The sequence below is a fragment of the Variovorax soli NBRC 106424 genome (assembly GCF_001591385.1).
Taxonomy (GTDB): domain Bacteria; phylum Pseudomonadota; class Gammaproteobacteria; order Burkholderiales; family Burkholderiaceae_C; genus Variovorax; species Variovorax soli.
The window spans coordinates 12,920-39,707 of sequence record NZ_BCUU01000048.1; the positions used below are offsets into that span (position 1 = coordinate 12,920).

Genomic DNA, 26,788 nt, shown 5'->3' on the forward strand with positions numbered 1-26,788 from the left:
GAGTTCATGAAATCCGCGCGGCGCCGCCCCCTCGACATCAAGTCGGACTACCTCAACGTGCTGCTCGATGTCGCTTCCGAGCGCACGCGCTACCGGGGGTCGCAGGTGTACGAAACGGAACTGGGCGTGTCCGTGCGCGACCTGCGCCTGCTGCGCATGATCGGCACCGCACCCGACATCTCGATGGGCGACCTGGTCAATCTCTGCGGCATCGAGAAGACGCTGGTGTCCAAGCTGGTCAGCGCGCTGGTGCAGCGCGGCTGGGTCCAGCGCCATGTGGGTGCCGCCGACGCGCGGCAGATCCTGCTCACGCTGACGGATGCCGGCGAGGCGCTGGTGCTGCGCGCCGAGCCGATCGGACACGAGATGGAAGAGCGCTTCCTGGACATCCTCAGCGCCGCCGAGATCGACATGCTGCGGCGCGTGCTGCTCAAGCTCATCGCGGCCGAGTCCGGCTCGCGCGAGATCTTCGATTTCCTGGTGACCCAGTTGCGCGAGAGCAAGGCTGATGCCGCGCAGCCGTCTTCCCGCAATGTTCGCTAGAAAGGTGGTTCCGATGATCTCCCGATTCCTGCGCCGCGGTGGCGCCGTGGCCGCGCTGGCGCTGTGCAGCGCCTCCTTCGCCCAGGTGGCGCTGCGCGTGGTGCCCTCGTCCGACCTGAAGGTCCTGGATCCGGTGTGGACCACGGCGAACATCACGCGCAACCACGGCTACATGATCTACGACACCCTGTTCGGACTGGACGACAAGGGTGTGATCCGGCCGCAGATGGTGGACAAGTACAGCGCCAGCGCCGACAACAAGGTGTGGTCCTTCACGCTGCGCCCCGGGCTGAAGTTCCATGACGGTTCCCCGGTGACGCCGCAGGACGTGATCGCATCGCTCGCGCGCTGGGGCAAGCGCGACGTGCTGGGCCAGAAGCTCTATGCGGCCCTCGAAAGCATCGAGCCCGAGGGCGCCAACGGCTTTCGCATGACCTTCAGGCAGCCCTTCGGCGTGGTGCTCGATGCGCTGGGCAAGCCCAGCCCCAACGTGCCTTTCATCATGCCGGCCAAGGTGGCGCAGACGCCCGCCGACCAGCAGATCGACAGCCTGGTCGGCTCCGGGCCCTTCACGCTGCGCAAGGAAGACTTCCGGCCGGGCGACCGTGTGGTCTACCGCAAGAACCCCAACTACGTGCCGCGCCAGGAGCCTGCCGCGGGGCTGGCCGGCGGCAAGGTCGTGAAGGTGGACAGCGTCGAGTGGGTGTTCCTGCGCGATCCGCAGACGCAGGCCAACGCACTGCTCAACGGCGAGGTGGATGTGCTCGAGGTGGTTCCCTCGTCGCGCGCGGCCGAACTGCAGGCCAGCGACAAGGTGCAACTGCTGGACGTGCTGCCCGCCGGCACCTACACCGCCCATTTCAACCACAAGGTGGCGCCCTTCGACAACCCGAAGATCGTGCGCGCGGCCATGCTGGCGGTCAACCAGGAGGCGTTGCTGCGCGCCCAGGTCGTGCAGCGCGACTTCTACAAGACCTGCGCCTCGGTCTATCTGTGCGCTTCGGCGTTCGGCGGCTCTCCCACCGGCTTCTTCACGGGCAAGCCCCAGTTCGAGGCGGCCAAGAAGCTGCTCAAGGAGGCGGGCTACGACGGCAAGCCGGTGGTCATCATGCTGCCCAGCGACTCGCCCGCGCTCAACAAGCTGCCGCTGGTCTACGGCGAGCTGCTCAAGCAGGCCGGCTTCAACGTCGACGTGCAGCAGATGGACTGGGCCAGCCTGGTCACGCGCCGCGCCAAGAAGGACCCGGCCGACAAGGGCGGCTGGAATGTGTTCGTCACCTACTGGGGCGGCGTGGATGCCAGCAGCCCGTTGACGCACACGGCGCTCACCGGGAACGGCGATGCGGGCTTCTTCGGCTGGCCCGCCGACGCCGAGCTCGAGGCGCTGAAGCTGCGCTTCATCGAGACCGCCGACGCGGCGCAGCGCAAGAGCCTGGCGGCGCAGATCCAGACCCGCGCGCTGGAAACCGGCGTGTTCGCCCCGCTGGGCGAAGTGCGGGGCCTGACGGCGGCGCGGCGCGGGGTCTCGGGCCTGCTGCCCTCGTCGGTCAACCTGTACTGGAACATCGAGAAGAAGCAGGCGGCCACGCCCTGAGCCGAGCGCCGCCATCATGTCCAACTTTCTTGTTCGGCGCGGCCTTGCGACCTTGCCGGTGCTGCTGGTCGTCGCCGTCATCGTCTTCCTGCTGCTGCGCCTCACCCCGGGCGATCCGGCCGCCGCCATCGCGGGCGACGCGGCCACGCCCGAGCAGATCGCCAGCATCCGCGAGCAGCTCGGCCTGAACCAGTCGCTGCTCATCCAGTTCTTCCATTGGTCCGGGCAGGTGCTGCGCGGCGACCTCGGCTATTCCTTCTTCTACAAGATGGGCGTGGCGGAGCTGATCGGGCAGCGCCTGGAGCCGACGGTGTCGGTGGCGCTGGTCACCATCGTGCTGACGGTGCTCATCGCCGTGCCGCTGGGCGTGCTGGCCGCCTGGCGCCGCGGCAGCGTGCTGGACCGGGTGGTCATGGGCGCTTCGGTGCTCGGCTTCTCGGTGCCGGTCTTCGTGGCCGGCTACCTGCTGATCTGGCTGTTCGCCATGCAGCTGGGGCTGTTCCCGTCCCAGGGCTATCGCCGCCTGGCCGATGGCGTGCTGCCCTGGCTGCACCACCTGGTGCTGCCGTGCTTGGCGCTGGCGGTGATGTATGCGGCGCTGATCGCCCGCGTCACCCGCGCGGCCGTGTCGGAAGCGCTCACCGAGGACTACGTGCGCACGGCGCGCGCCAAGGGCATCGCCGAAGTGCGCATGCTGCTGCGCCATGCGCTGGCCAATGCGGCCGTCCCCATCGTCACCATCGTCGGCTTGAGCATCGCCGGGCTCATCGGCGGCGTGGTGGTGACCGAAACGGTGTTCGCCATTCCGGGGCTGGGGCAGCTCACCGTCGACGCCGTGCTCTCGCGCGACTACCCGCTGATCCAGGGCATCACGCTGTTCTTCTCGGCCGTCTACGTGGTCGTCAACCTGCTGGTGGACCTGAGCTACCTGCTGCTCGATCCGCGCATCCGCTATTGAGTTCGCCATGTCTTCCACGTCTTCCACGTCTTCCGCATCTTCCGCACTTCCCGCCGCGGCCGCGCCCCGTGCCATCTCGCCGCGCGCCTCGCTGCTGCGCCGGGTGCTCGCCAATGGCGCGGTGCGCCTGGGCGGCGCACTGCTGGCGCTGATGCTGCTCATGGCCCTGGCCGCGCCGCTGCTCTACACCATCGACCCCAATGCCATGGACCCGGCCAGCTCGCACCTGCCCCCCGGCGCGCGCGCCGAGTTCGTGACGCTGGCGGGCGACAGCTTCGAGCGCCTGTTCCCGATGGGCACCGACAGCCTGGGCCGCGACGTCTGGAGCCGCGTCGCCTACGGTGCCCGCGTGTCGCTGGTGGTGGGCGTGGCGGTGGCCGTGCTGTCCATGCTGGCCGGCACGCTGATCGGCCTGGTGGCCGGCTACTTCCGCCGGCTCGACGGCCCGATCATGCGGGTGATGGACGGCATGATGGCCATCCCCTCGATCCTGTTCGCCATCGCGCTGGTGGCGGCATGGCGGCCCAGCGTGCTCACGGTGATCCTCGCCATCGTCGTGCCCGACACGCCGCGCGTGGCCCGGCTGGTGCGCGCGGTGGTGCTGTCGGTGCGCGAGGAACCCTATGTCGAGGCCGCCGTCGCACTGGACACGCCGACCTGGCGCCTGATGCTGCGCCACATCCTGCCCAACGCCGTGGCGCCACTGATCGTGCAAGGGACCTTCATCTGCGCCGCCGCCATGCTGGTGGAATCTGCGATGTCCTTCCTGGGCATCGGCCTGCCGCCCGACATCCCGACCTGGGGCAACATCATGGCCGAGGGCCGCGGCCACTTCAGCGCGCATCCGCACACCGTGCTGCTGCCGGGTGCGATGCTCGCGCTGGCGGTGCTGGCTGTGAACATGCTGGGCGACGGCCTGCGCGACACGCTGGACCCCAAGTTCAACCAGCGGGGAGGCTGAAACCATGAATCAGCCGAACTCCCCCATTGGCGCATCCGGCGCGCCCTGCCTGTCGGTGCGCGACCTGCGCATCGCACTGCCGGCCGGCGCTGACCGCCCGCACGCGGTGCACGACATTTCCTTCGACGTGATGCCCGGCCAGGTGCTGTGCCTGCTGGGCGAGTCGGGCTCGGGCAAGTCCGTGATCGCGCAGGCGGCCATGGGCCTGCTGCCTGCGGCCCTGCGCCACGCGGGCGGGCGCATCGAGCTGCTGGGCGAGGACGTGACCACCGCCTCGCCGCAGCGGCTGCGCGCGCTGCGCGGCACGCGCATGGCCATGGTGTTCCAGGAGCCCATGACCGCGCTCAACCCGGTGATGCGCTGCGGCGCACAGGTGGACGAGATGCTGGCCGAGCACACGCAGCTCGACGCCGCCGCGCGGCGCGCGCAGGTGCTGCAGGTGTTCGAGCGCGTGCAGCTGCCGGAGCCCGAGCGCATCTACGACGCCTACCCGCACCAGCTCTCGGGTGGGCAGCGCCAGCGCATCGTGATCGCCATCGCGCTCATTCTTCGGCCCGCGCTGCTGATCTGCGACGAGCCGACCACGGCGCTGGACGTGACGACGCAGGCCGAGATCCTCGGCCTGATTCGCGAGCTGCAGCAGGCATCGGGCACGGCGGTGCTGTTCATCACGCACGACTTCGGCGTGGTGGCCGACATCGCCGACCAGGTGGTGGTGCTGGAGCTCGGGCGCCAGGTCGAGAGCGGCCCCAAGGAGCAGGTGCTGCGCCGGCCGACCCAGCCCTACACCCGCATGCTGCTGGACGCCGTGCCGCGGCTGGAGCCGGGGCGGCGCGCGCCTGCGGCAACCGGGCAGCCGCAGCCCCTGCTGAGCGCCCGCGGCATCAGCAAGACCTACCGCATGGGCAGCTGGCCCGCGCGCCGGCGCGAGGTGCATGCGGCGCAGGACGTGTCCTTCGACCTGCACGCCGGCGAAACGGTGGGCATCGTGGGCGAATCCGGCTCGGGCAAGTCGACCGTCGCGCGCTGCATCGCGCGGCTGACCGAGCCCACGGCGGGCGAAGTGCAGGTGCCGCACGCGCAGGCCCAGCCATCGGCCCGCGCCCGCCTCACCGCCTTTCGGCGCAGCGTGCAGGTGGTGTTCCAGGACCCGAACCGCTCGCTCAACCCGCGCCAGACCGTGGGCCGCTCGATCATCGAGGGTCCGGTCAACTTCGGCGTGTCGCCCGAGGCGGCCTGGCGTCAGGCCGAGGCCCTGATGTCGCTGGTGCGCATGAAGCCCGAGGCGCTGCACCGCTACCCGAGCGAGTTCTCGGGCGGCCAGCGCCAGCGCCTGTGCATTGCCCGCGCGCTGGCCTGCGAGCCGAAGGTGCTGATCGCCGACGAGGCCGTGTCCGCGCTCGACGTGTCGGTGCAGGACCAGATCCTCAAGCTGCTGGGCGAGATCCAGCAGCGGCTGGCCATCGGCATCCTGTTCATCACCCACGACCTGCGCGTGGCCAGCCAGATCTGCGACCGCGTGATCGTCATGCGCAAGGGGCGCATCGTCGAGCAGGGCGATGCGCATCAGGTGCTGCTGGCGCCGCGCGAGGACTACACCCGCGCCCTGCTGGCCGCCGCGCCGGGCCAGGGCTTCGTTTTCGGGCAGGGGTGAGCGGCCCCGGGGTCCATCCACATTCCTCCAACAACAAGAAAGCGCCATGTCTTCTCGCCTCTTCGAACTCTCCGCCACGGAACTGCTCGGCCGCTATCGCGCGCGCACCCTCTCTCCCGTCGATGTGGTGAAAGCCGTGCTCGGGCGCATCGACCAATGGGAGCCGCAGATCCGCGCCACCTACGGCCTCGATGCGCAAGCTGCGCTCGCGGGCGCCGCTGCTTCCGAGCAGCGCTGGGCGCGCGGCGAGCCGCTGGGCGACCTGGACGGCGTGCCCATCACCCTGAAAGAGAACATCGCCACCCGCGGCACGCCCAAGCCCCTGGGCAGCGCCGCGACCGAACTTGCGCCGGCCCCGGTCGACGCACCGGCGGCCGCGCGCGTGCGCGAGGCGGGCGCCGTCATCGTCACCAAGACCACGATGCCGGACTTCGGCTTTCTCGGCGCGGCGCCGTCCAGCTTCCATCCGCTCACGCGCAATCCCTGGAACACCGCGCACAACACCGGCGGCTCCAGCTCGGGCGCCGGTGCCGCCGCGGCGGCCGGCTACGGCCCGCTGCACCTGGGCACCGACATCGGCGGCTCGGTGCGCATTCCCGCCAGCTTCTGCGGCGTGTTCGGCCTCAAGCCCAGCCATGGGCGCGTGCCGTGCGAGCCGCCGGCGCCGGCGCGGGTGATCGGACCGATGACGCGCACCGTGGCCGACGCGGCGCTCCTGATGAAGGTGGTGTCGCGGCCCGATGCGCGCGACTACCTGAGCCTGCCGCCGCAGGACATCGCCTGGCAGCAGTTGGAGCGCGACGTGCGCGGTCTTCGCATCGGCCTGTGGACCGAGGCCGCGGTGCAGGGCTGGAAGGTCGACGCCGAGGTGCTGGCCGCCGTGCAAGCCGCGGCGCGCGTGTTCGAGGCGGCCGGCGCCATCGTCGAGCCGCTGGCCGACTGGACCACCGACGAGATGCGCCTGGGCCTGGCGCAGTTCTTCACCATGCGCTGCCGCGTCGACCTGGCGGCCATGCCGCCCGAGCGGGCCGCGCTGGCCGCCCGCTACATCCACGCCGCCGCCGAGAAGGCCGCGGACTGGACGCCGGAGGAAACCTTCCGGGCCTTCACCCGCATGCAGGCCATGCACGAAGCCACCGTGGCCGCCACGCTGGCGCACGACTTCGTGCTGGCGCCGGTCTCGCCGGTGCTGCCCTTTGCGGCGGAGGCCATCAACAGCGGCGGGGAGTTCGCCTTGCGCGATTCGCATTTCACCGTGCCGTTCAACCAGTCGGGCCAGCCGGCCGCATCGATCCGCTGCGGCCATTCGGCCGCAGGCCTGCCCATCGGACTGCAGATCATCGGGCGCCGCTTCGACGACCTGGGCGTGCTGCAATTGGCGCACTTCTACGAGCAGGCGCGCGGCCCGCAGGCTGCGTGGCCCGAACCGCGCTGAGCGACGGAGTGCTTGCGCCATGAACGTCTTCATCGCCGGCTTCCAGCACGAGACCAACACCTTCGCGCCTTCGCGTGCGGACTGGGCGGCCTTCGAGGCCGGCTCCGGCTTTCCCGCGTACCGCCGCGGCGGCGAGATGGTGCAGGCCTACCGGGGCCGCGCGCTGCCGATCGGCGGCTTCATCGTCGAGGCCGAGGCGCGGGGCTGGACGCTCAGCCCCTCGGGCTGGGCCGGCGCCAACCCGTCGGCCCATGTCACGCGCGATGCCTTCGAGCGCATTGCCAGCGACATCGACGAGGACCTGCGCGCCGCGCTGGCGGGGCCCGGCGTCGATGCCGTCTACCTGGACCTGCACGGCGCCGCCGTGGCCGAGCACCTGGACGACCCCGAGGGCGAACTGCTGGCGCGCATCCGTACCCGCGTGGGAGCCGATGTTCCCATCGTCGCCAGCCTGGACCTGCATGCCAACGTCACGGCGCAGATGCTGGCGCTGGCCGACGGGCTGGTGGCCTACCGCACTTATCCGCACGTCGACACGCACGACACGGGCGTGCTGGCGGCCCGGCTGCTGGCGCGACGGCTGGCGCGCGGCAGCCGCGAGCGGCTGGCCGTGCGGCGGCTGGACTTTCTGCTGCCCCTCAATGCCCAATGCACCATGGCCGCGCCGGCCGACGCCATCTACGAGGAACTGAAGCGGCTGGACGCGCAGCACGGCACCGTGCTCAGTTTCGCGATGGGCTTTCCGGCTGCCGACATTGCCGAATGCGGCCCGGTCATCTGGGCCCATGGCGAAACCAGCGAGGCGGCCGAAGCGGCCGTGGCCGCGCTCTTCGCCCGCGTCGACCAGCCCCGCAGCCAGTGGCAGACGGCGCTGCTGGCGCCCGAGGCCGCCGTGCGCGAAGCCATGGCCCTGGCGGCCGACGCGCAGCAGCCTGTCGTCATCGCCGACACACAGGACAACCCCGGCGCCGGCGGCGACAGCAACACCACCGGCCTGCTGCATGCACTGCTGGCCTGCGGCGCTGGCGCGCGCTTTCCCGGCCAGGTCGCCATCGGCCTGCTGGCCGACCCCGAAGCGGTGGCCGCGGCGCATGCGGCAGGCGAGGGCGCGCAGATCGAGGTGCGGCTGGGCCGCAGCGTCCCGACCTGGGGCGGGCAGTTCAGCGATCCGCCCGTGGCGGTGCGTGCCACGGTGCGCCGCCTCGGCGATGGACAGGTCACGCTCAGGGGCCCGATGGGCGCGGGCGCCCAGGTGCGGCTCGGCCCCTGCGCCTGCCTTGAGGTTCAAGGCGTGCTGGTGGGCCTGAGCACCCTCAAGAGCCAGATGCTGGACCGCGAGCTGTTCCGCTGCGTGGGCATCGAGCCGGAAGCCATGAAGATCCTGGTCAACAAGAGCTCGGTGCACTTCCGCGCCGACTTCGCGCCCATTGCCAGCCGCATCCTGGTGGCCAAGGCGGCGGGGCCGATGGCGGCCGACCCGGCCGACCTGCCCTGGACGAAGCTGCCGCCGTCGATGGCGCTTCGACCTTGATGTTCTGCGAGCGGCAAGGCGCGGCCCCGCGGGGGCGCGCACCATAATTGCCGTTCATGGAAACCAAGTGGCTTGAAGACTTCGTCAGCCTGGCCGAGACCCGCAGCTTCAGCCGCTCGGCGCTGTTGCGGCACGTGACGCAGCCGGCCTTCTCGCGGCGCATCCAGGCGCTGGAGGTCTGGGCCGGCGCCGACCTGGTGGACCGCAGCTCCTACCCCACGCGCCTCACGCCGGCCGGCCAGACCCTGTACGCGCAGGCCATCGAGATCCTGCAGGACCTGCAGAGTACGCGGGCCATGCTGCGCGGCCATTCCAGCGCGGGGCAGGACGTGATCGAGTTCGCGGTGCCGCACACGCTGGCCTTCACCTTCTTTCCGGCCTGGGTGACGCAGCTGCGCGAAGAAGGCTTCGGCGCGCTCAAGAGCCGGCTCATCGCCCTGAACGTGCACGATGCGGTGCACCGGCTGGTGGAGGGCGGCTGCGACCTGCTCATCGCCTACCACCACCCCTGGGTGCCGCTGGAGCTGGACGCCACCCGCTACGAGATGGTCAGCCTCGGCCAGGAAGTGGTGGCGCCCTGGGTGCGGCCGGACGCCGAGGGTGCGCCGCGCTACCGCCTGCCGGGCCGCGCCGGGCACCCGCTGCCTTACCTGGGCTATGCACCGGGTGCCTACCTGGGCCGCATCGTCGACCAGCTGCTCAAGGACTCGCCCCAGGCGATGCACCTGGACCGCGTGTACGAGACCGACATGGCCGAGGGCCTGAAGGCCATGGCGCTGGAAGGCCACGGCATCGCCTTCCTGCCGCAGAGCGCGGTGCGCAAGGAGGTTCGCTCGCGCAAGCTGGTGAGCGCCTTGCCGCCGGAGATCGATCGCCTCGAGGCCACGATGGAGGTGCGCGCCTACCGGCAGCGCCCCGTGCCGTCGGCCGCCGGCGGCAAGGGCGCCAATGGCGTGCAGCCCAAGGGCTCGGCCGCTGCCCTTTGGAACTACCTGCTCGCCCAGGCGCCCAAGCGCTGATTTTTGTGCGGCGCAGCAACTATGCGGCGCCCGCATAACCCCGCTTACAACAAGCATTGGCGCGATTTGGGCGGCAGGCATACAGTCGCTGCGTTTTCGCTGTCACGCAACTTTGCTTATCGAGTGCACGCCGTTTGGCGTGCACTCTTTTTTATACCCAGACGGAGCGCCTCCAACATGGAATCCCGATTCAGGATCGAACACGACTTTCTCGGCGAGCGGAAGATCCCCGCCGCGGCCTACTGGGGCGTACACACCGCCCGCGCGGTGGAGAACTTTCCCATCTCCGGCACGCGCATCTCGGCCATGCCCGACCTGGTTCGCGCGCTGGCGCACGTGAAGAAGGCGGCCACCCGCGCCAATGCCGACCTGGGCGCCATCAGCCGCGAGCGCGCCGATGCCATTCTTGCGGCCTGCGACGACATCGCGGCCGGCCACCTGCTCGAAGAATTCGTGGTCGACGTCATCCAGGGCGGCGCCGGCACCTCCACCAACATGAACGCCAACGAGGTGATCTGCAACCTGGCGCTCGAGAAGATGGGCCACCCCAAGGCCGCCTACGACGTGCTGCACCCCAACGACCACGTCAACGCCTCGCAGAGCACCAACGACGTCTACCCCACGGCGGTGCGACTGGCCCTGTGGTTCGCCATCGGCCGCCTGATCGACGCCATGGTCGCGCTGCGCGGCGCCTTCGAGGCCAAGGCGCACGAGTTCAAGGACATCCTGAAGATCGGCCGCACGCAGCTGCAGGATGCCGTGCCCATGACGCTCGGCCAGGAGTTCCTGACCTACGCCGTGATGATCGAGGAAGACGAGCAGCGCCTGCGCGAGGCGCGCGCGCTCATCGAGGAAATCAACCTGGGCGCCACCGCCATCGGCACCGGCATCAACGCGCCGCAGGGCTATGCCAACCTGGCCTGCCAGTACCTGGCCGAGCAGACCGGCGTGCCGCTCAAGCAGGCGGCCAACCTGGTGGAAGCCACGCAGGACACCGGCGCCTTCGTGCAGCTGTCGGGCGTGCTCAAGCGCGTGGCGGCCAAGCTCAGCAAGACCTGCAACGACCTGCGCCTGCTCTCCAGCGGCCCGCAGGCCGGCTTCGGCGAGATCCGGCTGCCGGCGCGGCAGGCCGGCTCGTCCATCATGCCGGGCAAGGTCAACCCGGTGATTCCGGAGGTGATGAACCAGGTGGCCTTCGAAGTCATCGGCAACGACGTCACGGTGACCATGGCTTCCGAGGCCGGCCAGCTGCAGCTCAACGCCTTCGAGCCGATCATGGGCTGGAGCCTGTTCAAGAGCATCCAGCACCTGGCCCGTGCCTGCCATACCCTGCAGAAGAACTGCGTGGAAGGCATCGAGCCCAACCGCGAGTTCCTGGCCAGGCGGGTGCGCGAGTCGGTCACGCTCGTCACTGCGCTCAATCCGCTCATCGGCTACGAGAAGGCGGCGCTCATTGCCAAGACGGCGCTGGCCACGGGCGGGCCCATCGACCAGGTTGCAGAATCGCTGGGCATCATGAGCCGCGCCGAGATGGACGCCCTGCTGGTGCCCGAGAAGCTCACCCAGCCGATGCGCCTGGCGGCACCGGTGCATCCGGAGATTGCACCAACGGGCACAAAGACTGCTTAGTATCCGGTTGCGAGGGGGGAGCGTTCCCCAAGGGCGTGCGCGGTGCGCACCGGGTTGGTACCTGTACGCCCTACTTTGCTGTTGTCTAGAATTTAGCTTTTCGTATCCATCCGTAAGTACAGGAGTAATCCGCATGAAGAAACAAATCGTCGCGCTGGCTGTCACGGCGCTGGCCATGGGCAGTGCCTTCGCACAGGCGAATGACACGCTTGCCAAGATCAAGGCCAGCGGCTCCATTGCCCTGGGCGTGCGCGACTCCTCCGCGCTCTCCTTCACGCTGGGCAACGGCAAGTACACGGGCTTCCATACTGAAATGGCCGAGCGCATCGTCGACGACCTGAGCAAGGACGCCGGCAAGAAGCTCGCGGTCAACTATGTGCCGGTCACCTCGCAGAACCGCATCCCGCTGGTGCAGAACGGCACCGTGGACCTGGAGTGCGGCTCCACCACCAACAACGCCACTCGCCAGAAGGACGTCGATTTCGCCCACACCACCTACGTGGAAGTGGTGCGCATCGCGGTCAAGGCCAACTCCGGCATCAAGGACCTGAAGGACCTGAACGGCAAGACCATCGCCACCACCACCGGCACCACCTCGGTCCAGACGCTGCGCAAGAACGAGCGCGCCCAGGGCATCGACTTCAAGGAAGTCATGGGCAAGGACCACGCCGACAGCTTCCTGCTGCTCGAGTCCGGCCGCGCCGACGCCTTCGTGATGGACGGCTCGATCCTGGCCGCCAACATCTCCAAGGCCAAGAGCCCGAAGGACTTCGCCATCGTCGGCCCCGAGCTGTCGGTCGAGCCCATCGCCTGCATGGTGCGCAAGGGTGACGCCGCCTTCCTGAAGGCGGTGAATGCTTCGATCGAGCGCCAGATCAAGGACGGTTCGCTCGCCAAGCTGTACGACAAGTGGTTCATGCAGCCCATTCCCCCGACCAACACGGCCATGAACCTGCCGCTGTCGGATGCCACCAAGGCGGCTTGGGCGACTCCCAACAACAAGCCGATGGAAGACTACGCCAAGAAGTAATCCGGCATGACCTGCAAACAAGCGCCCGCCCATGGAGGCGGGCGTTTGTTTATCGATTGAACATACAAGAACAGCGAGGAGTTCCGCATGGCATGGGACTGGCAGGTTTTCTGCAAAGACACAATCGATGGGGACCTGGTGCCCGGCTGCTTCGGCACCGGTGGCGCCTACACCTATCTCAACTGGATGATGTCGGCCTGGGGGTGGACCGTGTCGGTGTCGCTGTGCGGCCTGGCGATCGCCCTCATCGTCGGCTCCATCATCGGCATCCTGCGCACGCTGCCCGACAGCCCGTGGCTGGTGCGCCTGGGCAATGCCTGGGTCGAGCTTTTCCGCAACATTCCGCTGCTGGTCCAGATCTTCCTCTGGTACCACGTGGTGCCGGCGCTGTTTCCGGCCATGCGCGACTTCCCGCCCTTTGTCCTGGTTGTTCTTGCGCTGGGCCTCTTTACCTCGGCGCGCATCGCCGAGCAGGTGCGCTCGGGCATCCAGGCGCTGCCCAAGGGCCAGCGCTATGCGGGCATGGCCGTGGGCTTCACCACGGTGCAGTACTACCGCTACGTGATCCTGCCGATGGCCTACCGGATCATCCTGCCGCCGCTGACCAGCGAGTCGATGAACATCTTCAAGAACTCGTCGGTGGCTTTCGCGGTGTCGATCGCCGAGCTGACCCAGTTCTACCTGCAGGCGGGCGAGGAAACCGCGCGCAACATGGAGATCTACATCGGCGTGGTGCTGCTCTACATCTTCTCGGCACTGGTCATCAACCGGATCATGGCCTACATCGAGAAGAAGTCGCGCGTGCCCGGCTTCGTTGCCGCCGGCACCGGGGGAGGACACTGACATGATGAATCTCGACTTCGGCTTCTACAGCTGGGACGTCATCACGAGCTTCGTGCTCAAGGGCTTCTACTTCAGCGTGTTCCTCACGGCTGTGGCCACCATCGGCGGCATCTTCTTCGGCACGTTGCTGGCGCTGATGCGCCTGTCGGGCAAGAAGTGGCTGGACGTTCCGGCCGCCATCTACGTCAACGGCATGCGCAGCATTCCGCTGGTGATGGTGATTTTGGGCTTCTTCCTGCTGGTGCCCTTCGTCATCGGGCGGCCCATCGGCGCGGAGTACTCGGCCGTCATCACCTTCATCGCGTTCGAGGCGGCCTACTTCAGCGAGATCATGCGCGCGGGCATCCAGTCGATCCCGCGCGGCCAGGTCTTCGCCGGCCAGGCCGTGGGCATGACCTATGGCCAGAACATGAAGCTGGTGATCCTGCCGCAGGCCTTCCGCAACATGCTGCCGGTGCTGCTCACGCAGACCATCATCCTGTTCCAGGACACCTCGCTCGTGTATGCCATCGGTGCCTACGACCTGCTCAAGGGCTTCGAGACCGCAGGCAAGAACTTCGGCCGCCCGGTGGAGTCGTACCTGCTCGCTGCGGTGATCTACTTCATCATCTGCTATTCGCTGTCTTATGTGGTCAAGCGCATCCACAAGAAGATCGCCATCATTCGATAGCACATGACCCACCCCCGAATCTCCGCGGACTTCGTGTCGCTTCGCATCCCCCCTCAAGGGGGCAACACCAGCGGCCCGGCCAAGCCGGTTCCGCGGTGTTTCCCGCAAGCGACCGTATCGAATCAAGCGGCTTAAGCAAAGCCAGAAAAGAGGAAAAGCCATGGCTGAACAAATGATCAACATCAAGAACGTCTCCAAGTGGTACGGGCCGGTGCAGGTGCTCAACGACTGCTCCGTCAGCATCGACAAGGGCGACGTGGTGGTGGTGTGCGGGCCCTCGGGCTCGGGCAAGTCCACCCTCATCAAGACCGTGAACGCACTGGAGCCCTTCCAGAAAGGCGAGATCACCGTCAACGGCATCCCGCTGCACGACCCCAAGACCAACCTGCCCAAGCTGCGCTCCAAGGTGGGCATGGTGTTCCAGCACTTCGAACTGTTCCCGCACCTGTCGGTCACCGAAAATCTCACCATCGCGCAAGTGAAGGTGCTGGGCCGCAGCCTGGACGACGCCAAGGTGCGCGGCCTGAAGATGCTCGACCGCGTGGGCCTGATGGCGCACAAGGACAAGTTCCCGGGCCAGCTCTCCGGCGGCCAGCAGCAGCGCGTGGCCATCGCACGGGCCTTGTCGATGGACCCGATCGTGATGCTGTTCGACGAGCCCACCTCGGCGCTCGACCCCGAGATGGTGGGCGAAGTGCTCGACGTGATGGTGAGCCTGGCCAAGGAAGGCATGACCATGATGGTGGTCACGCACGAAATGGGCTTTGCCCGCAAGGTGGCCAGCCGCGTGATCTTCATCGACGTGGGCGGCCGCATTCTGGAGGACTGCTCCAAGGACGAGTTCTTCGGCCACCCCGAGAACCGCCAGCCGCGCACCAAGGATTTCCTCAACAAGATCCTGCAGCACTGAGCCTGCTGGAGGCTGGCGCGTGCCGGCCACCGGCCCGGGCGAAGGTGCTGCCGAGCTTCGATTCGTCAGGCCGCCAGCGCCGGCGCCGTATTCGACGCCGCATTGGCCGCAGCAGCGGTCGCCCGCGTGCCCAGCTGCGGGTGGTTGGCGAACAGCTCGGCCGTCCAGTCGACGAAGGCCCGCACCTTGGGGCTGAGGTGGCGGTTGGGCGGATACACCACGTACATCGGCAGCGGCTCCACGTTCCAGTCCGGCAGCAGCTGCACCAGTTCGCCGCGCTCGATGTAGGGCTGGGCCTGGAAGCTCACGCACTGCGAGATGCCGAAGCCCGCCACCACCGAACTGAAGTGGGCATTGGCTTCGTTCACCGACACCCGGTAGGGCAGGGTGAGCTCGTAGTACTCGTCGCCCTTCTTGAACTCGTGCGGGAAGTTGCGCCGGGTGCGGCTGTTGAAGTAGGCCACCACGTGGTGGCGCTTTTCCAGGTCGCGCGGATGCTCGGGCATGCCGTAGCGCTTCACGTAGCTGGGCGAAGCCACGGTGATGAAGGGCAGCAAGGCGATGCGCCGGGCCACCAGCGACTGGTCGGTGAGCTGGCCGGCGCGGATCACGCAGTCCACGTTCTCGCCCAGCAGGTCCACCGGGCGGTCGGTCACGCCCAGGTCGACCTGGATGTCGGGGTACTTGTCGCAGAAGGACTGCAGCGCCGGAATGATCAGCAGCTGCGCGGTGGACGAGCCCACATCGATGCGCAGCCGCCCCTGCGGGCTGGCCTGCGCATTGGTCATGCTCGACTCCAGGTCGTCGAAGTCGTTCAGCAGGCGAGCGGCGCGCTCGTAGTACGCGGCGCCGTCGGGCGTGACGGTGACGCGGCGGGTGGTTCGGTTGAGCAGCTTGCTCTGCACGCGCTCCTCCAGCGCCTGGATCTGCTTGGTGACCGTGCCCTTGGGCAGGGCCAGCGACTCGGCCGCGCGGGTGAAGTTGCCGGATTCGACGACGCGCACGAAGGCGCGCATGGAAAGAATGGGGTCCATTGTTTTCAATCTCCGGGGATGCCCTGGCCCTGGGGGTTTCCCCAGGGGAGCGGGATTCTCACACGCGGTTTGGCCTCTGATTGTTCCTTCGGAAGAAACAGACTTGAATGTGCATTGGGGGTTTTCAGCACAACGAAGCGTCCTAATATCCAGACCATCGCACTTTGTCGATTCCCCTTTTCAAACTCAGCCCATGTCGCCCCGCCCAACAACCGCCAATCCGAATGCGCAAGCCGCGCCAGGCGTGGCTGAGCAGGACGTGCGCATCGAGCTGGCCGGGCGCGCGCCTGTCCAGGCCCGCATCTACGGCGACAAGGTGGCCGGCGGCGGCCCGCTGGTGCTGCACTTTCATGGCGGCACCTTCGTGTGCGGCGACCTGGACGACGGCCGCATGGTGGCCCGGCTGCTGGCCGCCAGCGGCGCGGTGGTGGTGTCGCTGGCCTATCCGCTGGCGCCGCAAAACCCCTTCCCGGGCGCCATCGAGGTGGGTTTCGACGTGCTGGAGTGGCTGTTCAAGAACCGCACCAGGCTGGCCGGCAAGGGCGCCCGCATCTTCCTGGCGGGCGAGGAAGCCGGCGGCAACCTGGCGGCAGCCGTGGCGCTGATTGCCCGCGACCGCGGCCATCCGCCGCTGGCGGGGCAACTGCTGCTCTCGCCCATGCTCGACCCGTGCGTGGGGACCGAGTCGCTGCGCAAGGCCACGGCCGACGACGGCATGCATTGCAAGTGGGCCGAAGGCTGGGCCAAGTACCTGGGACGGCCCAAGGATGCCTTGCATCCGTACGCGGTGCCCAGTGCATCGCTGCGGCTCGGCCAGTTGGCGGCCACCCTGGTGGTGGTCGGTCAGGACGATGCCATGCGTGACGAAGGCCTGGCCTATGCGGCCCGCCTGCGTGACGCGGGCAATACGGTCACCAGCATCGTGCTGCCCAGCGCAGCCGGTTGGGAGGAGTCGCTGGCGCAGGGCGCTAGCGGCGAATGTCCCTGTGCAGTGACGGTGAAGCAGCACTTTCGCGAGTTCTTCAGCGCGGCGCCGCCGCCTGCGGACTGACTGACGCTTCGCCAGCCTGAGTTCGTCGCCGGCGGAGATACCGGCGAAACCGGCCTATCGGCCGGCCTGCTCCCAAAAAAACAAACCACGCTTTCCAGCGCGCCATCCGCGCAGGAGGGCCCGTTGCATCTCGAATGGAACCGATAAGGAAGAGAAGACCATGACCAAGCAACAGATCCGCTCCGCCGCACGCAAGAGCCTGTGGCCGACGCTCACCGCCCTCACGGCCGCCCTGGCGCTCGCCTCGGCCGTGTTCGGCCTGAACAGCCAGCGCGCCGAAGCCAGCGCGCCGCCCGCCGCACCGCCGGCGGTGCCGGTGTCGGTGGCCACGGTGGAAGCCACCGAGATCAACGCCTGGGACGAGTTCTCGGGCCGGCTCGAAGCCGTCCAGCGGGTGGATGTCCGCCCCCGCGTGGCCGGCGCCGTGCAGGCCGCGCATTTCACCGAAGGCGCGCTGGTCAAGCAGGGCGACCTGCTGGTGACCATCGACCCCGCGCCCTATGCCGCCGAGGTCGATCGCGCCGAGGCGCAGGTGGCCGCCGCCCAGGCCCGCCTGTCGTATACGCAAAGCGAGCAGGTGCGTGCCACGCGCCTGTGGAACGAGCAGGCCATCGCCCAGCGCGAACTGGACGAGCGCAGCAATGCCAAGCGCGAGGCTGAGGCCAACCTGCGCGCCGCGCAGGCCGCGCTGCAAAGCGCGCGGCTGAACCTGGGCTACACGCAGGTGCGCGCCCCGGTGTCCGGACGCATCGGCAAGCTGGAAGTCACCGTGGGCAACCTGGTGGGTGCCGGCGCCGCGGCGCCGGTGCTGACCACGCTGGTCTCGGTGAGCCCCATCTACGCGAGCTTCGATGTGGACGAGCAAGCCATCGGCCGCGCGCTGAAGGCGCTGCCCGGCAACGGCTCGCGCGCCCGCATCGACGAGATTCCGGTTCAGATGGGCACCGCCGCCACCAACGGCACGCCCTTCGAAGGCCGGCTGCAGCTCATCGACAACCAGGTCGACGCCAAGAGCGGCACCGTGCGTGTGCGCGCCGCCTTCGACAACAAGGACGGCAACCTCATTCCCGGCCAGTTCGCCCGGGTGCGCATGGGCCAGGCCCAGGCCGCCAAGGTACTGCTGGTGAGCGAGCGGGCCATCGGCACTGACCAGAGCAAGAAGTTCGTGATGGTGGTGAACGCCGACAACAAGACCGAGTACCGCGAGATCACGCTCGGCGCACCGGCCAACGGGCTGCGGGTGGTGGCCTCGGGCCTGAAGCCGGGCGAGCGCATCGTGGTCAACGGCCTGCAGCATGTGCGCCCCGGCGCCGCGGTCGAGCCGAAGGATGTGCCGATGGACGCCGCCGCGCAAGCAGGGGCGGGCAAGGACACCAAGGTCGCCACCAACTAATTGAGCAGTCTGCCCGACGGGCGACTGACCGAATCCTGAGAGCAGCGCACAGGCGCCGGCATGGCGCCCGGGATGCGCTCGCCCTCGAAAAAGGAGAAGAGAGATGAATCTGTCCAAATTCTTCATCGACCGGCCCATCTTTGCGGGCGTGCTGTCGGTGCTGATGCTGCTGGCCGGCCTGATCGCGCTGCGCGGCCTGCCGATTTCCGAGTACCCCGAAGTGGCGCCCCCCTCGGTGGTGGTGCGCGCCCAGTACCCGGGCGCCAACCCCAAGGTCATTGCCGAGACGGTGGCCACGCCGCTGGAGGAATCCATCAACGGCGTGGAAGGCATGCTCTACATGGGCAGCCAGGCCACCACCGACGGCGTGATGACGCTCACCGTCACCTTCAAGCTGGGCACCGACCCCGACAAGGCGCAGCAGATGGTGCAGAACCGCGTCTCGCAGGCCGAGCCGCGCCTGCCGGAAGAAGTGCGGCGCCTGGGCCTCACGACGGTGAAGAGTTCGCCCAACATCACGATGGTGGTGCACCTGGTCTCGCCCAACGGCCGCTACGACATGAACTACCTGCGCAACTACGCGGTGCTCAACGTCAAGGACCGGCTGGCGCGCATCAACGGCGTTGGCCAGGTGCAGGCCTGGGGCGGCGGCGAGTACGCCATGCGCGTGTGGCTCGACCCGCAGAAGGTGGCGCAGCGCGGCCTGTCGGCCAACGACGTGGTGGCGGCCATCCGCGGCCAGAACATCCAGGCCGCCGCCGGCGTGGTGGGCGCTTCGCCCGGCCTGCCGGGCGTGGACCTGCAGCTCTCGATCAATGCGCAGGGCCGCCTGCAGAGCGAGGAAGAGTTCGGCGACATCATCGTCAAGACGAGCAGCGACGGCGCCGTGACCCGGCTGCGCGACGTGGGCCGCATCGAGCTGGGCGCCTCCGAATACGCACTGCGCTCGCTGCTGGACAACCAGCAGGCGGTGGGCATCGGCGTATTCCAGTCGCCGGGCTCGAACTCGCTGCAGATCTCGCACGACGTGCGCGAGACCATGACGGAGCTGGCCAAGTTCATGCCCGAGGGCCTGGAGTACCGCATCGCCTACGACCCCACGCAGTTCGTGCGCGCCTCCATCGACTCGGTGGTGCACACGCTGCTGGAAGCCATTGCCCTGGTGGTGCTGGTGGTGATCCTGTTCCTGCAGACCTGGCGCGCCTCGATCATCCCGCTCTTGGCAGTGCCGGTGTCGGTGATCGGCACCTTCGCGGTGCTGCACCTGCTGGGCTTCTCGATCAATGCGCTCACGCTCTTCGGGCTGGTGCTGGCCATCGGCATCGTGGTGGACGACGCGATCGTGGTGGTGGAGAACGTGGAACGCAACATCGCCTCGGGCCTGTCGCCGCGCGATGCGACCTACCGCGCCATGCGCGAGGTGTCGGGCCCCATCATCGCCATCGCGCTGACGCTGGTGGCCGTGTTCGTGCCGCTGGCCTTCATCTCGGGCCTCACGGGCCAGTTCTACCGGCAGTTCGCGGTGACCATCGCGATCTCCACCGTGATCTCGGCGATCAACTCGCTCACGCTGTCGCCGGCCCTGGCTGCGCTGCTGCTCAAGGGCCATGACGAGCCCAAGGACGCGCTCACCCGCGGCATGGACCGCACGCTGGGCGGGCTGTTCAACGGCTTCAACCGGTTCTTCCACCGCGGTTCCGAGGCCTACAGCGGCGGCGTGAAGCGCGTGCTGTCGCGCAAGGCGCTGATGATGGTCGTGTACCTGGCGCTCATCGGCGTGACCTTCGGCCTGTTCAAGGCGGTGCCCAACGGCTTCGTGCCGGCGCAGGACAAGCAATACCTGATCGGCTTTGCCCAGCTGCCCGACGGCGCCACGCTGGACCGCACCGACGAGGTGATCCGCCGCATGGGCGACATCATGGCCAAGAACCCGAACATCGAGGGCTCGCTCTCGTTCCCGGGCCTGTCGATCAACGGCTTCACCAACAGCTCCAACTCGGGCATTGCCTTTGCCATGCTCAAGCCCTTCGACGAGCGCAAGCGCAAGGACCAGAGCGGCGGCGCGGTGGCGCAACAGCTCAACGCCGAGTTCGCCAAGATCCAGGACGCCTTCATCGTGATGTTCCCGCCGCCGCCGGTGGAAGGCCTGGGGACCACGGGCGGCTTCAAGCTGCAGCTGGAAGATCGCGGCGGCGTCGGCTATGCCGCCATGGACCAGGCGGTGCAGGCCTTCATGGCCAAGGCCTACCAGACGCCCGAGCTCACCGGCATGTTCACCAGCTGGCAGGTCAATGTGCCGCAGCTGTACGCCGACATCGACCGCACCAAGGCGCGCCAGCTGGGTGTGCCGGTGCAGGACATCTTCGACACCATGCAGATCTACCTGGGCAGCCTGTATGCGAACGACTTCAACAAGTTCGGTCGCACCTACAGCGTGCGCGTTCAGGCCGATGCGCCGTACCGCGCCCGCGCCGAGGACATCGGCCTCTTGAAGGTGCGCTCGAACTCGGGCGAGATGGTGCCGCTGTCGGCGCTGATGAAGGTGGATTCCAGCTTCGGCCCCGAGCGCGCCATGCGCTACAACGGCTACCTCACCGCCGACATCAACGGCGGCCCGGCCCCGGGCTTTTCCTCGGGCCAGGCGCAGGACGCCATCAAGCGCATCGCCGCCGAGACGCTGCCCAAGGGCATCGACTTCGAGTGGACCGACCTGACCTACCAGGAGATCTTGGCGGGCAACTCGGCGGTGATCGTGTTCCCGCTGGCGATCCTGCTGGTGTTCCTGGTGCTGGCTGCGCAGTACGAAAGCCTGACGCTGCCGCTGGCCATCATCCTGATCGTGCCGATGGGGATCATGGCCGCCATGACCGGCGTGTGGATCTCGGGCGGCGACAGCAACGTGTTCACGCAGATCGGGTTGATGGTGCTCGTGGGGTTGTCGGCGAAGAACGCGATCCTGATCGTGGAGTTCGCGCGCGAGCTGGAGTTTGCCGGCCGCACGCCCTGGCAGGCTGCGGTGGAAGCCAGCCGCCTGCGACTGCGCCCGATCCTGATGACCTCGCTGGCTTTCGTGATGGGCGTGGTGCCGCTGGTGCTGTCGTCCGGCGCGGGTTCGGAGATGCGCAGCGCCATGGGCGTGGCGGTGTTCGCCGGAATGATCGGCGTCACGGCCTTCGGCCTGTTTCTCACGCCGGTGTTCTACGTGCTGCTGCGCAGGCTGGCGGGCAACCGCGCGCTCAAGCTGCACGGCAAGGAAGTGCACGACGAAGAGGCCTTTGCGCCGGCGGCCGACGTGTCGCACGGCAGCGGCGGCGGTGCTCAGCCCCAGCCGGCCGCGCCGCGTGGCGTTCACGAGTAAGAAATAGAAGGAGTGCAGACCATGAACAAGAAGATCTCCTGGACCTGGCTGCCGCTGGTGGCGGCCCTGGTGCTCGCCGGCTGCTCGACGCCGCCGGCCATCGACCTGCAACTGGAGACGCCGTCCGGCTACAAGGAAGGCGTCAAGCCCACGGCGGACCGTGCCGGTGCGCCGGCCGAGGCGCCGCTGCCCGGCGATGCGCAGTGGTGGACCGTGTTCCGCGACCCGCAGCTCGAGGCGCTGGTGGCCCGCGCGGCCGACCGCAACACCGACGTGCAGCAGGCCGCGGCGCGCCTCGCGCAAGCCCGCGCGTTGGCGCGCGAAGTGGATTCGGAGCGCATGCCGCAGGTGGGCCTGGGCGCATCGGCTGCGCGCGGCGCCGGCATCGACAAGGTGCAAGGCATGCGCCCGGCCAACCTGTTCACCGCCGGCCTGGGGGCGTCGTGGGAACTGGACCTGTTCGGCCGCCTGGCCGGTGCCAGCCGCGCTGCGTCGTTGGATGCAAGGTCGCGCGAGGCGCTGCTGCAAAGCACCCGCCTGGCGGTGCAGTCGCAAACAGCGCAGCTGTACCTCGCGGTGCGCGCGCTGGATGCCGAGGCACTCATCATGCAAGAGACGGTGGACGCCTACCGCGACACGCTGCAGCTCACCGAGCGCCGCCAGCGTGCGGGCGACCTGGGCGAGCTGGATGTGGAGCGCGTGCGCACCGAGCTGGCAGCCACCGAGTCGGACGCGCTGGCCGTGGCGCGGCAACGCACACAGGTCGAGCATGCGCTCGCGGTGGTGCTGGGCGAATTGCCCACGGGCTTCTCGCTGCCGGTGGCCGACTGGACGACGGCATTGCCCACCATCCCCGCCGGCTTGCCGTCGCAGATGCTGGAGCGCCGCCCCGACGTGCAGGCCGCGCAGTGGCGCGTGCAGGCCGCGCAGGAACGCGTGGGCGTGGCGCAGGCCGCGTGGTTCCCCACCATCGCGCTCACCGCGGATGGGGGCTATGCCTCCACCGACCTGGGCGATCTGCTGAAGTGGTCCGCGCGGTCGTGGGGCGTGGGCGCGCTGCTGTCGCTGCCGATCCTGGACGGCGGCCGTCGCGAGGCGGGCGAGCAGAGTGCACGCGCGGCCTTCGACGGTGCCATGGCCGACTACCGGGCCGAGGTGCTGGGCGCCTTCCGCGACGTGGAGGACCAGCTGGCCGCGCTGCGCCTGCTGGCGCAGCAGTCCACCGTGCAGGCCCAGGCCGTGAGCTCGGCGCGCCGCGCCACGCGCCTGTCGGACGTGCGCTACCGCAACGGCGCCATCAGCCAGCTCGACCTGCTGGACGCGCGCCGCAGCGAGTTGCGCAACAGCCGCCAGGCTTTGCTGATCAAGGCGCAGCAATACCAGGCCACGGTGGCGCTGGTGCGGGCGCTGGGTGGCGGGTGGGAGGTGTCCGCCTCCTAGGCGGTGCGTCGCGTGATCGGCGTCACCTCGGGACCTGCCAGTACAGAATTTTTCACCAGTTAATCCAAAAGTATCTGCCTATGAGTTGACGCTCTTTTGTTGCTTGTTTACAAACGCGCATCCTTTGAAAAGCAATAAGCGAAAGAAGGAGGCGCCGACCGATCCTGGTTGCGCGCGAATTGACGTGCGACAAGCACAGGAGAGGGTCAATGAACACACGCAGCAAGGCGCGTCCGCGCCTGAACTATGTCTATTCGGCCTTGGTTGCCAGCACGGCGGCCCTGGCGGCCGGGACGGTCGGGGCACAGCAGGTCAATGCCGACGGAACCACGGTAGACATTCCGGCCAACACCACCATCGACACCGGGACCGCCGGCGGCACCGGGGGACGGGCCATCCAGGTGCAGAACGGCGGCGCGGTCAGGGCACTGGGCCCGATCACCGTCATCACTGGCGGCGGCGGGGCGCAGGCCGTGGTCGTGGTGGGCAGCGCCGGCGGCGGGGGCACGATCAGCCTTGAACAGGGTGGCTCGATCACCACGACCGGAGACTTCGTGGCCTACGGGCTTTCGGCTGCCGGCGATGGACCGAAGGCAGGCACCATCATCGGCCGGGGCCTGACGATTCGTACCGTCGGTACCAGTGCGCTTGCGCAGGCCGGAGGCAGCATCGTCCTGGCTAATTCCGACCTCGTCTCGAGCCAGGGTTTCGGGCTTCATGCGCTGGGCACCAACGCGCTGGGGGATGTCACCACCATCCACGGTACGGATGTCAGCATTGCAACCTCGAGCCGCAGCGCCGTGGAAGCGTACGGCTACGCGACGGTGGTGCTCGACACCTCGACGCGGGCGGCCAACACCATCACCGCCCAATCTGGGGAAGGCATCCTGGCGCAGCAGCATGGCACCGTGCAGACCACCGGCGGTCTCATGGTCAGCGCCGCGGGCGCCGATACCGCCGCCGTGCGCGCGCTGACGGGCGGCCAGGTGCGCATCACCGGCAACGGCGCCTCCACCAGCAAAGTCGAGACGACGGGGAGCAACTCGTCTGGCTTGAATGCCAACGGTGCAGGCTCCGGCATCGTGGCGTCCGGACTCACGGTGAGCACCTCGAAGGAACGCGCCCGCGGCGCCTTTGCCGCGGCGGGCGGCACCATCGCGCTGAGCGATGCCGTGATCACCACTGTCGGCGACGACTCGCGAGCCATGAACGCCACAGGGGCCGGCTCGGCCGTGACGGCATCGGGTGTCCAGGCCTCGACGCAGGGATTGCGTGCCCACGGCGCCTATGCGCAGTCCGCAGGGACCATCGTGCTGGACGGCAGCCGCGTGGCGACCACCGGTGCCAATGCGCACGGCCTGTTCGCGCAGTTCGCCGATTCCGCCGTGACCGCCACGGCGGTGAACGTCATGACGTCCGGCGCGGATGCCCATGGCGCGGACGCGCTGACGGGCTCGAGGGTAACGATCAACGGCGCCTCGACGGTCTCGACCAGCGGCAGCAGCGGCGTCGGGTTGATCGCCGAGGTGGACGTTGCACCGGCGCAGCCCGATACCGTGCTGTCGTTCAATGGCGCTGCGGGCGCCAGCGTCACGACCTCGGGTGACCTGGCCCATGGGGCGCAAGCCTGTTCGCGCCTGGCAAGCGGGCCAGGTTGCACCATTGGAACCCTGAATGCAGACGTTCCGACCGGCACTGGCTCGCGCGCCATCCTGAACATCAGCAACGCCACCCTGTCCACCCAGGGCGCCAGCGCCTACGGCCTGTTCGCCTGGGGCGCCTCCGCCGAACTGAACGCCAGCGCGGTCGACGTCAGCACCGGCGGCGCAAACGCGCACGCGGGCGTGGCACGCAACGGCGGCACGCTGTCGGTGGCGGGCAGCACGCTCGGCACCACGGGCGCCAACGCGGCCGCCCTGTACACCGCGGGCCCGGCAGGCGTGACCAGCACGATCAACCTGAGCGACTCGACGCTGACCACCGTCCAGGGCCCCTCGATCCAGGCCGATGGCGGCAGCGCCAACATCACGTTCACCAACTCCAAGGCCGAGAAGAACAACGGGCTGTGGCTGCAGGTGGGTTCCACCGACGCGGCCAATCCCGCCAACCTGAACATCACGGTGGATCCGTCCACGCTGGTCGGCGCCGCCGTCACCCAGGCCGGCAGCACAAGCAACGTGACGCTGGCCGATTCGCAGTGGACGATGACGGGCAATTCCAACGTCACGACGCTGAACAACATCCGAAGCGTGATCCAGTTCAGCGCGCCTGCCGGTGCGGTCGACCAGCTGTCCAGCTACAAGACGCTGACGGCGGTCAACTACCAGGGCCAGGGCGGCACGCTGGGTCTGAACACCTACCTGGGCGGCGATGGTTCGCCGTCGGACCGCCTGGTGGTCGATGGTGGGGCGGCCACGGGCAGCACCAGCCTGCGCATCAGCAACAGCGGCGGGCCTGGCGCATTCACGCCGGGCAACGGCATCCAGGTGGTCAGCGCCAACAACGGCGCCACCACCGAGGCCGGCGCCTTCTCGCTGGGCTCGCGCGTGGTCGGTGGGCCCTACGAATACATGCTCTACCGCGGCAGTGTGGATACGAGCGATGCGCAAGGCTGGTATCTGCGTTCGGCGCGGCCGGTGGAGCCCCCCGCACCGCCGACACCGCCCGAACCGCCGGCGCCACCCGCACCGCAGCCACCCGCACCGCAGCCTCCTGCACCGCCTCCTCCTCCCGCGCCGCCGGCCCCTTCCGTGGCCGCGCCGGCCGAGTGGGTGCCCCTGTACCGTCCCGAGGTGGGCGTCTACCTGGCCAACCAGCACGAGACGGCCAACATGTTCGTGCACAGCCTGCACGACCGCCTGGGCGAGCCGCAGTGGATCGAGGGGCAGAACGCGGGCCAGTCCTCGGCGGCCAGCAGGCAGCAAGGCGACAAGCGCAGCTCCGCCTGGCTGCGCGTGGTGGGCCGGGTCACCGACACCGACAGCGCCGACGGCGGCTTCGGCGTGAGCACCGAGAACGTGCTGCTGCACGGCGGCGGCGACGTGGCCCGCTGGGGCGTGGGCGGCGATGCAGGCCGCCTGCACCTGGGCGGCATGCTGGGCTACGGCGGCTCGCGCACCGATGCGCGCGCCACGGGCAACCCCTATACGGCCAAGGGCAAGAGCGAAGGCTGGAACCTGGGTGCGTACGCCACCTGGTACCAGAACGATGCCGACAAGCTGGGCTGGTATGCGGACGTGTGGGGCACCTACGGCTGGTACAAGAACACGGTGGACGGCCAAGGGCTGCCCAGCGTGCGCTACGACTCCACCGGCCTGACCCTGTCGGGCGAGACCGGCTATGCCTTCAGGCCGCTGAAGGACAGCACCTGGGTGATCGAGCCGCAGGCGCAGCTGATCTATGCCAAGGCCGACCAGGACGATGTGCAGGAGGCCAACGGCACGCGCATCACCAGCGCCGAGGGCAGCGGCTGGATCTCGCGCCTGGGCGTGCGCACCTACGGCACGTGGGTGGGCGATGACAAGATGCGTGCGCAGCCGTACCTGACGCTGAACTGGTGGCGCGACAACACGGACGCGGCGCTGGCGTTCAACCAGGTGGCGATCTCGGGGCTGTACCCCAAGGACCGCTACGAGGTGAAGATGGGCGTGAACGCGGACCTGGCCAACGGCTGGACCGGCTGGGTCAACGTGGGCCACCAGTGGGGCAAGCAGGGCTTCCAGGCGGTCACCTACC

At 68.6% G+C, this 26,788-nt stretch carries 19 protein-coding genes; 18 read left to right on the top strand and 1 reads right to left on the bottom strand.

The window, feature by feature from the left end:
• The first annotated feature begins 6 nt into the window (after window positions 1-6).
• The 13 genes from VSO01S_RS15135 to VSO01S_RS15195 all read left to right on the top strand — a co-directional run bounded on the left by VSO01S_RS15135 (window position 7) and on the right by VSO01S_RS15195 (window position 14,777).
• A complete protein-coding gene (locus VSO01S_RS15135; RefSeq protein ID WP_068643650.1) occupies window positions 7-543 on the top strand; it encodes a MarR family winged helix-turn-helix transcriptional regulator in 537 nt (178 codons plus the stop codon).
• A 13-nt stretch (window positions 544-556) separates the two neighbouring features.
• Entirely contained in the window at window positions 557-2,137 is a 1,581-nt protein-coding gene (locus tag VSO01S_RS15140; RefSeq protein ID WP_068643651.1) for an ABC transporter substrate-binding protein, read from the top strand.
• Window positions 2,138-2,153: 16 nt separating this feature from the next.
• Window positions 2,154-3,095, top strand: a complete 942-nt coding sequence (locus tag VSO01S_RS15145; protein ID WP_068643652.1) for an ABC transporter permease — start codon at window positions 2,154-2,156, stop codon at window positions 3,093-3,095.
• A gap of 7 nt (window positions 3,096-3,102) precedes the next feature.
• Window positions 3,103-4,056: an ABC transporter permease gene (locus VSO01S_RS15150; protein ID WP_068643653.1), complete on the top strand. Its 954-nt coding sequence runs from the start codon at window positions 3,103-3,105 to the stop codon at window positions 4,054-4,056.
• 4 nt (window positions 4,057-4,060) lie between these two features.
• Window positions 4,061-5,710, top strand: a complete 1,650-nt coding sequence (locus VSO01S_RS15155; protein WP_068643654.1) for a dipeptide ABC transporter ATP-binding protein — start codon at window positions 4,061-4,063, stop codon at window positions 5,708-5,710.
• A 46-nt stretch (window positions 5,711-5,756) separates the two neighbouring features.
• The gene (locus tag VSO01S_RS15160; protein ID WP_068643655.1) at window positions 5,757-7,145 is read left to right on the top strand and encodes an amidase; all 1,389 of its coding nucleotides are present in this window, start codon (window positions 5,757-5,759) and stop codon (window positions 7,143-7,145) included.
• A gap of 19 nt (window positions 7,146-7,164) precedes the next feature.
• Window positions 7,165-8,676, top strand: coding sequence for a M81 family metallopeptidase (locus VSO01S_RS15165; protein WP_068643656.1), 1,512 nt, complete (start codon window positions 7,165-7,167; stop codon window positions 8,674-8,676).
• 56 nt (window positions 8,677-8,732) lie between these two features.
• Entirely contained in the window at window positions 8,733-9,695 is a 963-nt protein-coding gene (locus VSO01S_RS15170) for a LysR substrate-binding domain-containing protein (protein WP_068643657.1), read from the top strand.
• 177 nt (window positions 9,696-9,872) lie between these two features.
• Window positions 9,873-11,324 (top strand): aspartate ammonia-lyase, encoded by a 1,452-nt coding sequence (locus VSO01S_RS15175; protein WP_068643658.1) that lies wholly within the window; start codon window positions 9,873-9,875, stop codon window positions 11,322-11,324.
• Window positions 11,325-11,457: 133 nt separating this feature from the next.
• Window positions 11,458-12,354: a transporter substrate-binding domain-containing protein gene (locus VSO01S_RS15180; protein WP_068643659.1), complete on the top strand. Its 897-nt coding sequence runs from the start codon at window positions 11,458-11,460 to the stop codon at window positions 12,352-12,354.
• Window positions 12,355-12,441: 87 nt separating this feature from the next.
• Window positions 12,442-13,197, top strand: a complete 756-nt coding sequence (locus VSO01S_RS15185) for an amino acid ABC transporter permease (protein WP_068643660.1) — start codon at window positions 12,442-12,444, stop codon at window positions 13,195-13,197.
• Window position 13,198: 1 nt separating this feature from the next.
• A complete protein-coding gene (locus tag VSO01S_RS15190; protein ID WP_174544738.1) occupies window positions 13,199-13,867 on the top strand; it encodes an amino acid ABC transporter permease in 669 nt (222 codons plus the stop codon).
• A 172-nt stretch (window positions 13,868-14,039) separates the two neighbouring features.
• A complete protein-coding gene (locus VSO01S_RS15195) occupies window positions 14,040-14,777 on the top strand; it encodes an amino acid ABC transporter ATP-binding protein (RefSeq protein WP_068643661.1) in 738 nt (245 codons plus the stop codon).
• A 65-nt stretch (window positions 14,778-14,842) separates the two neighbouring features.
• On the opposite strand, the gene VSO01S_RS15200 is transcribed toward VSO01S_RS15195, so the two are convergent.
• The gene (locus VSO01S_RS15200; protein ID WP_084241888.1) at window positions 14,843-15,811 is read right to left on the bottom strand and encodes a LysR family transcriptional regulator; all 969 of its coding nucleotides are present in this window, start codon (window positions 15,809-15,811) and stop codon (window positions 14,843-14,845) included.
• A 193-nt stretch (window positions 15,812-16,004) separates the two neighbouring features.
• Between VSO01S_RS15200 and VSO01S_RS15205 the strand changes: the two genes are divergently transcribed.
• The 5 genes from VSO01S_RS15205 to VSO01S_RS15225 all read left to right on the top strand — a co-directional run.
• A complete protein-coding gene (locus tag VSO01S_RS15205) occupies window positions 16,005-16,862 on the top strand; it encodes an alpha/beta hydrolase (protein ID WP_068643662.1) in 858 nt (285 codons plus the stop codon).
• A gap of 160 nt (window positions 16,863-17,022) precedes the next feature.
• Window positions 17,023-18,255 (top strand): efflux RND transporter periplasmic adaptor subunit, encoded by a 1,233-nt coding sequence (locus VSO01S_RS15210; protein WP_068643663.1) that lies wholly within the window; start codon window positions 17,023-17,025, stop codon window positions 18,253-18,255.
• A gap of 103 nt (window positions 18,256-18,358) precedes the next feature.
• On the top strand, window positions 18,359-21,613 hold the full coding sequence (locus VSO01S_RS15215; protein WP_068643664.1) for an efflux RND transporter permease subunit: 3,255 nt from the start codon (window positions 18,359-18,361) through the stop codon (window positions 21,611-21,613).
• Window positions 21,614-21,634: 21 nt separating this feature from the next.
• Window positions 21,635-23,053: an efflux transporter outer membrane subunit gene (locus tag VSO01S_RS15220; RefSeq protein ID WP_068643668.1), complete on the top strand. Its 1,419-nt coding sequence runs from the start codon at window positions 21,635-21,637 to the stop codon at window positions 23,051-23,053.
• 209 nt (window positions 23,054-23,262) lie between these two features.
• On the top strand, window positions 23,263-26,788 hold a 3,526-nt coding region (locus tag VSO01S_RS15225; protein WP_068643665.1), incomplete at its 3' end, for an autotransporter outer membrane beta-barrel domain-containing protein.

What these genes read in the sequence shown, in the direction of transcription:
- VSO01S_RS15135 (WP_068643650.1), top strand. Translation starts at nt 7, where the DNA reads ATGAAATCCGCGCGGCGCCGCCCCCTCGACATCAAGTCGGACTACCTC.
- VSO01S_RS15140 (WP_068643651.1), top strand. Translation starts at nt 557, where the DNA reads ATGATCTCCCGATTCCTGCGCCGCGGTGGCGCCGTGGCCGCGCTGGCG.
- VSO01S_RS15145 (WP_068643652.1), top strand. Translation starts at nt 2,154, where the DNA reads ATGTCCAACTTTCTTGTTCGGCGCGGCCTTGCGACCTTGCCGGTGCTG.
- VSO01S_RS15150 (WP_068643653.1), top strand. Translation starts at nt 3,103, where the DNA reads ATGTCTTCCACGTCTTCCACGTCTTCCGCATCTTCCGCACTTCCCGCC.
- VSO01S_RS15155 (WP_068643654.1), top strand. Translation starts at nt 4,061, where the DNA reads ATGAATCAGCCGAACTCCCCCATTGGCGCATCCGGCGCGCCCTGCCTG.
- VSO01S_RS15160 (WP_068643655.1), top strand. Translation starts at nt 5,757, where the DNA reads ATGTCTTCTCGCCTCTTCGAACTCTCCGCCACGGAACTGCTCGGCCGC.
- VSO01S_RS15165 (WP_068643656.1), top strand. Translation starts at nt 7,165, where the DNA reads ATGAACGTCTTCATCGCCGGCTTCCAGCACGAGACCAACACCTTCGCG.
- VSO01S_RS15170 (WP_068643657.1), top strand. Translation starts at nt 8,733, where the DNA reads ATGGAAACCAAGTGGCTTGAAGACTTCGTCAGCCTGGCCGAGACCCGC.
- VSO01S_RS15175 (WP_068643658.1), top strand. Translation starts at nt 9,873, where the DNA reads ATGGAATCCCGATTCAGGATCGAACACGACTTTCTCGGCGAGCGGAAG.
- VSO01S_RS15180 (WP_068643659.1), top strand. Translation starts at nt 11,458, where the DNA reads ATGAAGAAACAAATCGTCGCGCTGGCTGTCACGGCGCTGGCCATGGGC.
- VSO01S_RS15185 (WP_068643660.1), top strand. Translation starts at nt 12,442, where the DNA reads ATGGCATGGGACTGGCAGGTTTTCTGCAAAGACACAATCGATGGGGAC.
- VSO01S_RS15190 (WP_174544738.1), top strand. Translation starts at nt 13,199, where the DNA reads ATGATGAATCTCGACTTCGGCTTCTACAGCTGGGACGTCATCACGAGC.
- VSO01S_RS15195 (WP_068643661.1), top strand. Translation starts at nt 14,040, where the DNA reads ATGATCAACATCAAGAACGTCTCCAAGTGGTACGGGCCGGTGCAGGTG.
- VSO01S_RS15200 (WP_084241888.1), bottom strand. Translation starts at nt 15,811, where the DNA reads ATGGACCCCATTCTTTCCATGCGCGCCTTCGTGCGCGTCGTCGAATCC.
- VSO01S_RS15205 (WP_068643662.1), top strand. Translation starts at nt 16,005, where the DNA reads ATGTCGCCCCGCCCAACAACCGCCAATCCGAATGCGCAAGCCGCGCCA.
- VSO01S_RS15210 (WP_068643663.1), top strand. Translation starts at nt 17,023, where the DNA reads ATGACCAAGCAACAGATCCGCTCCGCCGCACGCAAGAGCCTGTGGCCG.
- VSO01S_RS15215 (WP_068643664.1), top strand. Translation starts at nt 18,359, where the DNA reads ATGAATCTGTCCAAATTCTTCATCGACCGGCCCATCTTTGCGGGCGTG.
- VSO01S_RS15220 (WP_068643668.1), top strand. Translation starts at nt 21,635, where the DNA reads ATGAACAAGAAGATCTCCTGGACCTGGCTGCCGCTGGTGGCGGCCCTG.